Origin of the sequence: Mycolicibacterium vinylchloridicum, from assembly GCF_013404075.1 — a bacterium.
Classification (GTDB): domain Bacteria; phylum Actinomycetota; class Actinomycetes; order Mycobacteriales; family Mycobacteriaceae; genus Mycobacterium; species Mycobacterium vinylchloridicum.
The window spans coordinates 55720-68800 of record NZ_JACBJQ010000005.1 but is presented as its reverse complement, the minus strand read 5'-3'; the positions used below and the strand labels follow the sequence as shown (position 1 = coordinate 68800).

The window sequence follows — 13081 nt, the reverse complement described above, 5'->3', positions numbered from 1 at the left end:
TACAACATCGACAGGATCTGATATGCGCATCGTCACATCCCGCCGCCCGCCAGTCAACTTGCGGAAGGCCATCTGCGTCGACACCGCGGCCGCGGTAGTGAACAGTCTTTCATCATTGAATTTTGATTTATTGCGGCGGTAGGGTCAGGTCGTGAGTACCGCCACTACCCCAGCAGACCTGCGCGGCGACATCGACAAGTCCCGTCGGATCCAAGTCTTCTGCACCTGGTGCGGCCCGGTGTTCGTGCTGTGCCTGTTCGGCGGCTGGGGTCTGCTCGGCGGATTCATCCCACTGATCCCGCCCGGCGACTCAGCCGCCGAGGTCGCGGCGGCCTACAGCACCAATCCGACACTGCACCGCATCGGGCTGATCATCGCGATGGCAGGCGCCTTTCTGACCCTGCCGTTCGCCCTGGCGATCAGCATGCAGATGCGCCGCACCGAACTGCGAACCCCGATCCTGTCCGTCCTGCAGTTCGCCTCCGGACTGATCGTCACGGTCGTGCTGATCATCCCGATCCTGTTGTTCGCCGGCAATGCCTTTCGCCCCGAGCGCGCGGCTGAACTGACCCAACTCGTCAACGACTTGTCCTACGAGATGCTGATCCTGCCGTGGCCACCACTCATCGGCCAGCTGGGCGCCCTGGCACTGGCGGTGTTCACCGACCGGCGAGCCGAACCGGTGTTCCCGCGCTGGTTAGGCTATTACAACGTGTGGGTCGCGGTGTTGCTGCTGCCGGCCAGCATGATCCTGTTCTTCAAGTCCGGACCGTTCGCCTGGACCGGAGTGATCGGATTCTGGATTCCCGCAGCCGTTTTCGGGATCTGGTATCTGGTCATGACGGTGTTTCTTCTGCGGGCCATCAAGCAGGAAGCCGACGAAGACCTCACGGCGATTGCGGATACCGCGCCCGGCACCTAGACCGGTGTGTAGGTGAGCTCAAGAGACGACAGCGCCCTTGAGAGCACCCCCGTCCATTGGGGTCGGTAGCCGTCGGCCAACCGAAGATCCGATGTGTTGTCCAGCAGCAGGTTCACGGCGGTTTCCAGCTCGAGCTTGGTCGTCTGCATACCCAGGCACACGTGCGGACCGCCTCCGAATCCGAGATGTTCGGCGTTACCGCCGAAGGCTTTGGTGACGTCGTTGTCGGTGCGGAACATGTCGAACGTATCGGGGTCGGCGAACCGGCGGGGATCGCGATTGCCTGAAGCGAAGAACAGGGTCACCATCGCACCTTCCGGAACGGTGACCCCGTCGACATCGACGTCCTCGACCGCCAGCCGCTGAATGAATTGCACGATGCCGTTGTAGCGCAACCCTTCAGCGATTGCGGCGGACATCAGGCTGCGGTCATCCCTGAGCGCCTGCAGCTGTTCCGGGTGCTCCACTAGTGCGTGGACGAGCTGGGCCAGCTGGTGATCGGTGTTCTCGGCTCCCCCAAGCAGCATCAGCGCCGCCATCGTGCGGATCTCCTCATCGTCCATCGGCACACCGTCGCCATCGGGTTCGGCCCGGCACAGTGCCGAAATCAGATCCTCGCCGTCGCCTCCGCGACGCGATGCGATCAGCGGCAGCATGTACTCGCCGAATTCCCGCTTGGCCCGCATGCCGTCCTCGAACAACTGCGGATCACCCTGAATGTTGCCCAGGCAGAGGATGAACGCGTTGTACCAGTCCTCGAACTTGTGGTGATCCTCCGGCGGCAACGCCATCAGATCGCACATCACCGAGACCGGAAAGACCCGCGAGAACTCCGTGACGAAATCCATCCCGCCGCGCTCCCGTGAACCTGCGGCGACCGCGGCCCGCTCGCGCTCCAAGACCGGCTCCAACGTGGTCCGCGCCTGCCGTTCGATCGTCGCGGCGAAGGCGTCGAGTCCCTTACCGTTCAGGAACGGACCGACCAGCTTGCGGCGCGACGCATGCTGGCGGCCCTCCATCGCCACCATCACCGGTGCGTCGCCCAGGAATACACCGAGGATGTCCTGGAGGTACTCATGGGTCAGCCGTGGGTCTTTGACGAGCGGCTTGATGTGCTCATAACGGCTGATCACCCAGCTCTGGCTGGGCTCATGCCAGAAGACCGGATAGTGGTCGCGCAGGATCTGGTAGCCGGGCCACGGATTCGCGAGATTCTCCGCGGACAGTAGATCCGGAATGGCCGGTGCGCTCGTCATCGGCCTAGTCCGCGTGCCCGGCTTTGGCCTCGTCCTCGCGCGTGAGGCCGGAGGCGCCGATCAGCTCTTCATGCAACTCGAACCAGACGGTGTGGTACGAGTCGATGATCGGCCGGGCGAACCACGAGGTGTCGCCGGCCTTCACCTTCGCCAAGGCCGCGCCCAGCTTTTCGGCATACGCACCAATGCGTGGCACCAACGATGCAACCGAAGCAAGGACCGGTGACACCCGCTGATGGACAGCGTCCAGGCGGTCAAGGATCGCGGCGTCATAGTCGGCATCGTCGTGCAGATTGGGTTGGCCGTCCCTGAGCTGCCAGGCTGCCACCAAGGCCTTGAATTCGTTATTGACGGTGCGGAAGTCACCGTAGCTGTGTGCCAATGCGCCCTGGTCGATACCCGATCGCTCCTGCGCCAGTAGAGCGTTGAGCCGGTCCCGTCCCGCGGGGTTGAGCCGCAGCACCTTGCCCTCGACCAGGAGCCCCGCCGCGGTCAGTTCCGCCACAGTGGCCGCCACCTCGGCCGGGTCTTCACCCAGCGTGGTCACCAGATCCTGTTCGCCGACCCGGCCCTTGAGCCGAACACCCTGTAGCACAGTCAACTCAGACATTGACCTTCCCCTTCTCGCCATCGTGAAGGCGTAACGCAATCAGCATGGTGATCAGCGGATGCGGTGAGACAACGTCGGTGTGACCGGCCGCCACAGCGTCGGCGACGGCTGGTGGTGAGGCGTCAGCGAGCACATGGTGGTCACCGCTGGCGTACGCGCGGATCGGGCTGACGCGGCGCGCGATCTCGGCGAGTTCGGTCAGATCCGGCGACGCGGTCTCCGACCAGGCAGTGCATTCGAGAATCCCTTCACGGACCTCACCTTCGTCGCCGTCGACAGTGACCAGCTTGCCGGCGAGTGTCGCCGCCACGCCCGCGCCGCAGCCGACCACCGCCGGTGTGCCGATCTCGCGGCTGACGACGGCGGCATGCGAGGTGGCCCCACCGATCTCGGTGACGATGGCCTGGGCGGCGATCATGCCGGCCACGTCGTCGGGGCTCGTCGCGGTACGCACCAAGATCACGTCCTCCCCCGCGTCGGCCGCATCCAGCGCCGCATCGACGTCGGTGTACACCCGGCCCGATGCGACTCCAGGGCACGACGGTAGGCCGCTGGCCAGAAGTGGTGCTGCAAGACGTGTTTCGGGCTGTAGAGACGGCGCGAGCAGTGTGTCGATGTGTGCCGGCGTCACCCGGCGCAGCGCCTCCGCATCATCGATCAATCCCTCAGCGTGTAGCTGCAGGGCCAGGCGCACCGCGGCTTGTGCTGATCGCTTGGCCGAGCGGGTCTGCAGCAACCAGAGCTTGCCCTCCTCGACGGTGAATTCGATGTCCTGCACGTCGGCGGAGATGTGCTCCAACGTTCGTGCGGTGGCCATCAGCTGCTCGTAGACCGCCGGTTGCTCGACGCTCAGTGCGGCGATCGGTTCGACGTCCACGCTGCCCGACACGACATCCTCGCCCTGCCCACCGGCGAGCCACTCGCCGAACGGTGCGTTGGCCCCGGTAATTGGATTGCGAGAGAACAGAACCCCGGTGCCGGAGTTGCACAACAGATTGCCGAAGACCATGGCCTGCACGATGACCGCCGTTCCGGCGTCGCCGTCCAGTCCGTGATGTGACCGGTAGTGCAGTGCTCGGGGGCTGTTCCACGACGCGAATACGGCTTCGACCGCTCCGCGCAGCTGCGCCCACGGGTCAGCAGGTACCTCGATGGATTCGTCACCGACCAGGACGATGCGGCGATACATCTCGGTGAACCGGATTCGGGTGTCGCGGGCGAACTCCACGCTTGCGCCGTGGGCAAGGGCATCTTCGACCGCGTCATCGATACCCAGGTCGAGGACGGTGTCCATCATCCCGGGCATCGATTGCGCCGCCCCGCTGCGCACACTGACCAGCAGCGGCCGCGGTCCGCGACCGAAGCTGCGTGACGTCTCGTCCTCGAGCCGATGCATGTTCTGCCGGACATCGGGCCAGATGTCATCGAGGCAAGCGCCCGCATCGGCGAATACCCGAGCACAGACCGCAGTGGTGATGCAGAACGCCGGTGGCACCGGCAAACCCTCACGACGCATGGCATCGATGCCATAGCCCTTGTTGCCCAACAGGTTCCGCGGAAGACCAGCCCGGCCGTCCAGCATTACGACGGAACTAATGCCGCACCTCCAACCATGTCGACAGTGCGTTCCCGGCCGGCCGCGACGATCACGAGGTAGGCGCTGACGCAGATCCAGATGAAGAAGATCGCCACACCGATTCCCCAGACGATGATCCCGTTCCAGGCCAGCGGCCCCTCCTTGAAGAACACCACGAGCCGGGCCGGGAAGACTCCCATCACGGCGAAGAAGTTCAGGTACGCATACCACCGCGGATAGACCGGATTCGGGCTCTTGTCCTGCAGGACGATCACCCCGATGATGGCGTTCTGCACCAGCACTGTCGTCGTGGTGCCGATGAACGTCAACCACGCCACGTCGTTGAGGGCCTGGGTGATCGCCGGATCGCGGTCGGGCCGGTAGAGGATGCCCTGCCAGAGCATCAGCGGCAGGATGATCTCCAGCGTCGTACACGCCGCCGCGGCCAACTGGGCGTAAACCAAGGTGCGCGACACCCCCTCGATGCGGCGCATCTGCTGCGAAATCACCGCGTAAAACGGTGCAAGCAGACCGGTTCCGATCATCGCGATGAACACACCCAGTCGCTTGGCGACGGTGCCGTCCTGGAAGAACGCCGCTATCTGTGCCGCGCTCTCCGACGGCGCCGGTGGCCAGATGAAGTGGGCCAACGGCAGCAGCCCGATGAAGAACAGCAGCGTCATCAACGGCCCGCACCATGCGCAGACCACCTGATTGCGATAGTTCATCGCACGTGCTCCTTCCGGTCCGGTTGATCGGCAACGGTATTCGGCTGCGCACCCTCGGCGGCGACGGCACGCAGCACCAGGATCGACATGACCACCATCCACACCGCGAATGCCGTCAGCGGCAAGTACCACACCAGGATCCCGTTCCACGCGAAGGGACCGGTATGGAAGAACACGGTGATCGACCCGGGTAGGAAGAGCATCGCCACCCAGAAATTCAGGTAACCCGCCCAGCGCGGCAGCACCGGATTCGGGTTGTTGTCGGCGGTGTCGAGGAAGATCGCGGTGCCGATGGACAGCGTCTGCAGGATTGGCGTCGAGGTGATCGCCACGAACAGCAGCCAGGCCGTGTCGTTCATTGCCAGCAGTACCTGCGGATCGCGGGGCCGAAACGTCATGGACTGCCAGATGATCAGGGAGATGATGAACTCCAGTACGAACAGCGCGCCGACGGCGAGGTTGGTGTAGGCCAGTGCCGCGACCCGCCGCGTCATGCGCATCATCTGAGCGGTGACCGCCGCGCTCCACGACGCCAGCAGAGCCGACGCCATCAGCGAGATGATCATCCCCAGCCGGATGCGCACGGCATCCTCGGCAAACAGCTGGGCGAGTTGTTCACCGGTGAGTGTCGGAGGCGGGGGCGGGATGAAACCCGCGACCAACCAGAAGCCGACGAAAAAGACGACGATGCATGCGATCCCGCTCCACGCGCACAAACGTTGGGCCGTGGTGTTCATCGGTGAAACCTCCTCGTCGAGGTATTAGTTCTCGGCCCGCTTGAGTAGCTGCACGGTGCCGGCAGACCCGTCCACCCGCACCAGGTCGCCGTCGCGCAGGACCCGAGTTCCGTTTCCGGTGTTGACCACACACGGCAACCCGAGTTCGCGCGCCACGACGGCGGCGTGGCTCAGTACGCTGCCGATGTCGACGACGAGTGCCGCGGACACGAACATGATCGAGGCCCAACTGGGGTCGGTGGTCGGCGCGACCAGCACCTCACCGGGTTCGACCTCGACCACCGCAGGATCGTGGACGATGCGCACCGGGCCTTCGACAATCCCGCTGCCGGCACCGATCCCGGTCAGCAGCGCGTCGTCGGTGATGTCGGGCTGCTTGTCGGCGACGGGCGTCGGCTCGGGTGTACCCCGCCACCACGTCGGCAGTTCGAGCTGCTGGTACTGCGCACGCCGCTCCCGGCGAAGCGTCACCAGCTCGCGTGCCGCCACAGGCACTCCCCCGACGATCTCGTCGACGGTCAGGAAGAAGACGTCCTCTGGGTCGGCCAGCACGCCGGCCCCGGCAAGGTGCTCACCCACTCGGCGGGCCGCCGCTCGCGCGACGTCGAGCGCCTGCAGGAACGACACCTTTCCGACGCCGCGCAGCGGGATCGTGCGCGCGGCATGATTCAGCAGCAGCTTGACCGCGGGCCGGGCCGGCACTGGAAGTTCGGCCAACAGCTCCGCCTGCATTCGCGGCAACCGATCACGCGCCGCTCGCTCCCGCGCAACAGGACTCGCGCTGTCGTCGGTGACGGCGTAGCGCTCGATGACCGCCGCCAGCGGAGTCGAGTCCTCGCGCCACACCCGCGACGAAATCTCACCCTCGAGGGGGCCGTGGTAGCCGTAGCCGGCGACCACCTCATCGAGGGTGAGTTCGCCGCGTGAGGCCTTCCAGATGTCGTCGATCATCCGCAGCTCGGCTCCGCCGGCACCCGATAGCACGCCCACGTCACCGACCCCGGTGCGCGCCACCAGCGAGGTCAGCGCGTTGATCAACGGCGTGATCGCCGCAAACAGTGCGATGCCGTGCAGGGTCATCGCCGTGGAGAAGCGGCGGCTCGCGTCGGCGAACGTGGACACCGCACCGGCCAGGTCGGCGTGTGCCACCCGAGTGGTCTCCGCGCGCCACCAGGCATCGATCTGGGGCGCAAGCCGGCGTACCTTGCCGGGCATGCCCAGCGCGGCGCGCGGCAGCCGGTGGGCGATGACGGGATAGCGCCGAATCGTGGGGGCAAATCTCATCGTGGACGGCGCTTCGCCCAGCATGCCGGTGATCGCGACTTCACCTGTGGTGCCTGGCATTCGGTCACCTACGGCGGCCAGCCATTCGGTGCGCATGGCGATGCGCCCGAAGAAGACGGTGATGATCCGGTCCGGGCCTGGCGGTGGTTGCTTGCGCTCGCCGGCGCCGAAAACACCGAGTGCATACGACAGATCCCGGCACATCTGATCGCCGATATCCGACCAGATCGACCAGCCCAACGGGGTGGTGACACCGGGGACGGCCTCACCGACGTTGACGGTTGACCAATGCGAGTCAGGACCACCCGGCTGGTGCAGGGGATCCCACGCGTCGATCGGATAGTGCGTCACGTGAGCCTGATCGATCGTTCGGTGTGCCCGTAGCCGGTCTCCCCGTCCCACTCGAATTGGGAGAGGTTTTCGAAGTTCGCCGTGGCGGTGACCGCGGGGTCGAAACCGATGCAGATGTCGTTCGGGCCGTCGAAGCCATTGGGGAAGGGATGCAGGATCTCGCCGCGGATGTGGTGGTCGCCGAGCTCGAGCACGTAGGGGTCGGCGTGCTGAGCACGATTGGTCAGCACCGGTGAATTGTGCATCTCAACCGCCGTCAACACGCCGTCCTCCTGGATCACCGCTCGGGTGAGCAGGTTTCCGTCGACGACCAGTTGCAGCAGGATGAAACCCCGTCCGCTGGGAAAATTCGCCCATGCCCAGATGTGGCTGGAGAAGACGGTGAAATCGCGTGGCCCGCTGGTGTGATCGCGCAAACCCTGCCCGTCGAAAGGGATGGGCTCCCCGTCGACGGTGACGGTGCCACGGACATTGACCAGCTGCTCATAGTGCAGCTTGCCCCACTGGTGCGCGTCCTCGACCTCGCCCCAGTCCCAGACCGCGCCATGACATTCCAGACTCAGATCGAAGCTGAGCCGTTCATGGCGCTGGTCACCGGCCATGCCGTTGTAGAGCCGTTCTACGGTGGTGCGGATCGCTCCGCCATCTCGGCTCATCCGCCACGATCGGAACGGGTCAAGGCACTGGAAGGCCATCGTGGCTCCGCCGGGACCGCGGGGCGTCTCCGAACGGCCGTACCCCTTGCTGACCAAGCGTTGCCCGTCGGGCAGGTAGAGGAACGACAGCTCCCGCCACAGTGTCGGATCGAAGGGGGCGCGACCGAGGTGCGTCCACAATCCGATCTGGGCGGCGGGGTCGTAGGCGACGAAGCAATAGTTCTCCGTCCACAGCGGGATGTCGGGATAGGACTGGATCGGGAATTCCGATTCGGGGGTCAGACCCGTGCGGGTAATGGCGCCGCTCATGCGCGCGAACGGCTTTCGTTCCAGGACAGCACCAACCGCGCCGGGCCGCGGAACAACAAGGCATCGGTGTCCCATTCAAGTTCTTCCAAACGCAACCCACGCAGCCGGCTCAGCAGGGCTTCCACCGCGATATCGATCACCGCTCGGGCCATGTGTTGGCCGGGACACTTGTGGGGTCCATGGCCGAACGTCAGGTGGTCGGGCGGTACGTCGCGGGTGATGTCGAACTGCTCGGCGTGCGGACACCAGCTCTCGTCATGATTGGCCGCCGAGAGATAAACCATGATGGGGGTATCGGCCGGGATGTGATGGCCGCCCAGCTCGATGTCCTCGCTCAGCAGCCGATGGGTGCCGTGCACGGTACCGATGTGACGCAGAATCTCTTGAACTGCGTTGGGGAGCAATGACATATCTTCCTGCAACGCGCGCAGCTGATCGGGATGGCGCAGAAGGGTCACCATCGCATTGCAGATCGACAGTGCACTGGTGTCGTGCCCGCCGACATAGATGCTCCACAGGTTGGCGATCAGCTCGTCCTCGGTGAGCGTGCCATCGTCGGTGTCGGTGATCATCTTGTTGACCAGGTCGTCCACTGGCTCCTCTCGCCGGCGTGCGACCAGTTGCCGAAAATAGGTGTCCAGCGCCGACATCGAGTCGTTGGCCACCTTCAGCTGGTCGGCATCGAGCGGAAGCATCTGAACGGCCAGCTTGAAACCGTGCATCCACTGATAGATGTCGGCCTCGTCCTCGTGCGGCACCGCCAGCAGCTGGCTGATCGCCGACAGCGGCAGCGGAGACGCGAAGGCCGCCATCAGCTCAACGCGGCCGGGCCCGCCCGAGGGGTCGACGAAAGCGTCGATCAGCTGGTGGGCACGATCGATGATCGCGGGCCGCAGGGTGTCGACCAGACCCGGGCGGAAGTTGCGCTGGAAGGTCTGCCGCACCCGGCGATGGTCCTCCCCCGCCTTCATCAGCACACTGTCCGCCATGATCGTGAAATAAGGCTGGTTCACCACATCGTCGCCGTGGCGCATCCGCTGGAACTGCTCCCAGCGCAGATCGCCATCCTTGCGCGCCAGCACCTCTCGCGCCGGATCATGTCCGGTCACGACGAACGAGCCCAACGCCTCTGCGGCGAACACTGGGTCGATGGCGCGAAGTCGCGCCAAGATCGGGAAGGGATCGACGGCTAGCTCCGGATCGAGAGGATTGAAGACGTAGTCGTTTTCGGCAGTGGTCATGCGATGCTCCGAGCCTTCCAGGCTTCGATCAACTTGGCGTTCTGGGCGGGAGTACTTCCATATGTCGCGATTTCATCGGCGCCGGCATCGCGGAACCGCTGCAACGAGGCGACACACTCGTCGACCGACCCGATCGCACACGTATCGATCATCCACTCGTCGGGCACGATTTTCGCCGGTTCGAGCAACTGGTGACGATGGAAGAGCCGATCGGCCACCTTCTCGTTGGCGGCCAGCTGCTTGTGAGCCCGCAACTCGTGGACCACCGACATGTCCCAGCCGTTTTCCTCGACCAGGGTCTCCCCATAGCCGGGGTATTGCAAATAGCCGACCGCACGACCGTGCGCCAGCGAGCGGGTCTCGATGTCGTCGAGGCCTGGGGCGGTGATGACCGCCTGACAGATGTGGATCTCGGCCGGATCTCTACCGATTCGCTCGCACGCCAAGCGAATTCGCTCAACTGCCTTGGCAGTGGCTTCCGGAGTGAGCACTGGCGGCAGCAGGACTCCGTCGAAGGACGACGCAAGCAGCTCGGCGCCCCTCTTCTTCGCGAACGTTCCGAACCAGACCGGCGGCGGCGGGCCAGGCACGATCTCGGAGAAGGCCAGCGCTGGAAACGTGCCCACCGGCCCGTCGTACGAGACTGTCTCGCCACGCCAGAGTCGGCGCAGGATGTCGACATAGTCGGCCATCTCGGTGAACGTCGGCATCCGAAGACCCATACCGTGCCAGATCGCATCGGTGCCGCGACCCAATCCGAGCGTGAACCGCGGGCCGTAGCAGGCCTGCATGGTCGCCGCGAGCGCGGCCATCAGCCACGGCTGACGGGTCGGTGGGCACACCATTGCCGTGCCCACCTCGATCCGGGACGTGCGCGCGGCGGCGCCGGAGAGGATCACGTCGGCCTGCTTGATGTCCCACCGTTCGGAGAGGAAGGCCGCGCGAAAGCCCAGCTTTTCGGCTTCGACGACGTCGTCGATGCCCTGTGCCGGGGTCCGCATATCAGATTCGTAGTCGACGTCGCCTTGCACCGCGCTCACTGCTCCGGAGATGACGTACGCGCTCAGGTCATCGACGACATCGACGGGCTCACCTTGGGACATTCGGTCTTCCGTTCGATGTCTGGCCCGCCATTGGGCTACTCTTACGCTTGTAAGAGAAATCTAGGTTCCATTTTTACATTTGTAAAGGAATTCCTTGATGGCGAGTCAGGACCAGCCCCGTCGCGGCCGGAAGTCGACGCTGAGCCGCGAGATCGTCATCGAGGCCGCTCTCGATCTCATCGACAGCGACGGGCTCGGCGCGCTGAACCTGCGCAAGCTCGCCGACCGGATGAACATCAGTGCGATGACGCCCTACCACTACTTCGACGACAAGGCGGACCTGCTGTCCGCGATGATCGAGTACGCGATGACGCCGCTCGCCAACGATCTCGATCCGAAGCTGTCCTCGGACAAGCAGATTGGCGCCGCGATGCTCGATCTGCACCGGATCCTCGATCGCCACCCCGGCGTCGTAGACCTGATCATCGCCGAGTCCGACACGCTGCGGCTCGACGAGTTCCGCCAGAGCCTGATCGCCACTTTGCAGAAGGCGGGGCTCGCCCGCGCACGCAGTGCCGACATCCTGCGCTCACTGACCAGTTACGTGCTGGGCTATACGATGCTCAACCGGCTGCGCCCGGAACAGCCGAACCGAAGCGCCCCGCCGGATTCGTTCGGCGTCGGCCTCGAAATGATGATGCGCTCGCTGCGTGAGGAACTCGGCGGCTGACGATTACTCGCGTTCAAGTCGGCGCAACGCGCGGAATGCATACGGCGTCAGCACCGCGATGAGGACGAAGAACATCACGAAGACGGCCCAGAAGTTGAGCACTCCATGCCAGGCAAAGGGTCCGGTCCGGACGAAGGGCACCAGGCTCAACGGAATGTAGACCGCTGCGGTCAAGAAGCACACATAGGCCACCCAGCGCGGGAACAGCGGTTCGGCGCGGCGGTCGATCAGGATGGCGATGCCGAGCGCCACGCTCTGCAGGAATGAGAACATGAACGTCAGGTCGAAGAACAACCAGCCGAAGTCGTAGAGCATCTGAACCGTTTCCGGAGAACGACTTTCGGATCGGAATGTCGCGGTCTGCCACACGACGGCGGGCATTGCCGTGACCAGTGCAGTCATCAAGCCACCGACCAGCTCGGTCATCGACAGCGGTCCCATCGGACCTTCCATGCGGCTGATGATCTTGGACAGCGCCACGCTCCACGTGTAATAGCAGGGCGCGCCGACCACCATCAACACCATGCCGATCCTGATTGCGGTGCCGTGGGTTTGGAAGTACTCGGTGATGGCGGCGGCGTCGAGGTCCTGACCTGGGGGCGGCCAAAACCCGGCGAACACCGCGAAGCCCAGCAGCCCGAGCCCCACATAGATGCAGACAGACCACAGCGCTGCGCGGAGCATCGTGAAATCCGTACTCGCATGGGACCGCAGTTCCGGTGAAACGCGTCCGGTTGTTGCTGTCACGGGTGCCTCCTAGATCGGCATGCCCTCCGCACTCGCGCGGGCACCAGCCACCTAGACGGATAGTAATCAAATTCGGATTAAAAACAAGAGCGGGTCCAGCACCGACCGAATCGGGCCAGTTGCCGCCCACACCGCGCGACAGGAAAGAAGGAGATTGAGCAGGCTTTCTACCTGCCGTTAAACGTGCGATGGCGCGTGCGTCGTGAGCTCTTTCGCCTCGCTCCTGATGGCCTTCAGCAGGTAGTACGTCACCACGTTGTACCAAGCAGCGAAGATGGTCAGCGGCAGGTACAGGGCGAAGACGCCATTCCACGCCAGCGGTCCGCTATAGAAGAACACCATCGCGCTGGCGGGAAACATGCTCACCGCGAACCAGACACTGAGGTAACCCACCCAGCGTGGAATATCCGAGCCTCGAGCCATCAATACGCACAAGCCCAGTGCCCCGGCTTGCACGAAGAAGAACGGCCAGCTGACAATCCAGGAGATCCACGCGAAGTCGTTCAGAACCTGCACCGTGTCACTGACGTGCTCGGATCGGTAGGCGATAGCCAGCCAGAGCAGTGGTGAGATCGCGAAGAACACTCCACCGAGCCCAGCCGAAATGACCTGCAGGATGCTCAGCGCAGGGAATCGTGACTTCTCCATCCGCAGCATCTGGCCGGTGATCGCCACGCCCCATGGCAAGTAGAGCGCCGAGGCAAACGCGCAGATGGACATGCCGACCAGAATTCGTCCGCGGCGCTCACTGAAGAACGCCGCCATGGTGTCTGGGCCCCAGCTCGGTGCGGGAGGCGGGATGAAACCGGCGACGACGACGATTCCGAGCAGATAGAGGATGAAGAACGCGTAGCCGCTGCACAAGCAGACCAGCTGCCCCCGCACACGCAC

General features: G+C 64.4%; 13 protein-coding genes. 2 read left to right on the top strand and 11 right to left on the bottom strand.

What is annotated here, in order from left to right; all coding sequences use genetic code 11:
• Positions 1-151: 151 nt before the first annotated feature.
• Positions 152-922, top strand: a complete 771-nt coding sequence (locus HPC46_RS06430; protein WP_179467987.1) for a hypothetical protein — start codon at positions 152-154, stop codon at positions 920-922.
• Here HPC46_RS06430 and HPC46_RS06425 read toward each other — a convergent pair.
• From HPC46_RS06425 to HPC46_RS06385, 9 genes are read right to left on the bottom strand one after another with little or no spacing between them, the layout of a single operon-like run.
• Positions 919-2178, bottom strand: a complete 1260-nt coding sequence (locus HPC46_RS06425) for a cytochrome P450 (RefSeq protein WP_179467985.1) — start codon at positions 2176-2178, stop codon at positions 919-921. The genes HPC46_RS06430 and HPC46_RS06425 overlap by 4 nt on opposite strands.
• A gap of 4 nt (positions 2179-2182) precedes the next feature.
• Positions 2183-2788 carry a MarR family transcriptional regulator gene (locus tag HPC46_RS06420; RefSeq protein WP_179467983.1) on the bottom strand — a complete coding sequence of 202 codons (606 nt, stop codon included), beginning with the start codon at positions 2786-2788 and terminating at the stop codon, positions 2183-2185.
• The gene (locus tag HPC46_RS06415) at positions 2781-4370 is read right to left on the bottom strand and encodes a pyruvate, phosphate dikinase (RefSeq protein WP_179467981.1); all 1590 of its coding nucleotides are present in this window, start codon (positions 4368-4370) and stop codon (positions 2781-2783) included. Before HPC46_RS06415 ends, HPC46_RS06420 begins: the two co-directional genes overlap by 8 nt.
• Entirely contained in the window at positions 4370-5092 is a 723-nt protein-coding gene (locus HPC46_RS06410) for a hypothetical protein (RefSeq protein ID WP_179467979.1), read from the bottom strand. Before HPC46_RS06410 ends, HPC46_RS06415 begins: the two co-directional genes overlap by 1 nt.
• Positions 5089-5829 (bottom strand): hypothetical protein, encoded by a 741-nt coding sequence (locus tag HPC46_RS06405; RefSeq protein ID WP_179467977.1) that lies wholly within the window; start codon positions 5827-5829, stop codon positions 5089-5091. Before HPC46_RS06405 ends, HPC46_RS06410 begins: the two co-directional genes overlap by 4 nt.
• A gap of 24 nt (positions 5830-5853) precedes the next feature.
• Positions 5854-7464 carry a PEP-utilizing enzyme gene (locus HPC46_RS35725; RefSeq protein ID WP_179467975.1) on the bottom strand — a complete coding sequence of 537 codons (1611 nt, stop codon included), beginning with the start codon at positions 7462-7464 and terminating at the stop codon, positions 5854-5856.
• Positions 7461-8429, bottom strand: a complete 969-nt coding sequence (locus HPC46_RS06395) for a DUF7064 domain-containing protein (protein WP_179467973.1) — start codon at positions 8427-8429, stop codon at positions 7461-7463. The genes HPC46_RS35725 and HPC46_RS06395 overlap by 4 nt, the downstream gene beginning before the upstream one ends.
• Positions 8426-9670 carry a cytochrome P450 gene (locus tag HPC46_RS06390; RefSeq protein ID WP_179467971.1) on the bottom strand — a complete coding sequence of 415 codons (1245 nt, stop codon included), beginning with the start codon at positions 9668-9670 and terminating at the stop codon, positions 8426-8428. Before HPC46_RS06390 ends, HPC46_RS06395 begins: the two co-directional genes overlap by 4 nt.
• Positions 9667-10773, bottom strand: a complete 1107-nt coding sequence (locus HPC46_RS06385) for a TIGR03857 family LLM class F420-dependent oxidoreductase (RefSeq protein WP_179467969.1) — start codon at positions 10771-10773, stop codon at positions 9667-9669. Before HPC46_RS06385 ends, HPC46_RS06390 begins: the two co-directional genes overlap by 4 nt.
• 97 nt (positions 10774-10870) lie before the next feature.
• Between HPC46_RS06385 and HPC46_RS06380 the strand changes: the two genes are divergently transcribed.
• Positions 10871-11443, top strand: a complete 573-nt coding sequence (locus HPC46_RS06380) for a TetR/AcrR family transcriptional regulator (protein WP_179467967.1) — start codon at positions 10871-10873, stop codon at positions 11441-11443.
• A gap of 3 nt (positions 11444-11446) precedes the next feature.
• Here HPC46_RS06380 and HPC46_RS06375 read toward each other — a convergent pair whose 3' ends face one another.
• The gene (locus HPC46_RS06375) at positions 11447-12127 is read right to left on the bottom strand and encodes a hypothetical protein (RefSeq protein WP_179467966.1); all 681 of its coding nucleotides are present in this window, start codon (positions 12125-12127) and stop codon (positions 11447-11449) included.
• Positions 12128-12367: 240 nt separating this feature from the next.
• Positions 12368-13081 (bottom strand): hypothetical protein, encoded by a 714-nt coding sequence (locus HPC46_RS06370; RefSeq protein ID WP_325096582.1) that lies wholly within the window; start codon positions 13079-13081, stop codon positions 12368-12370.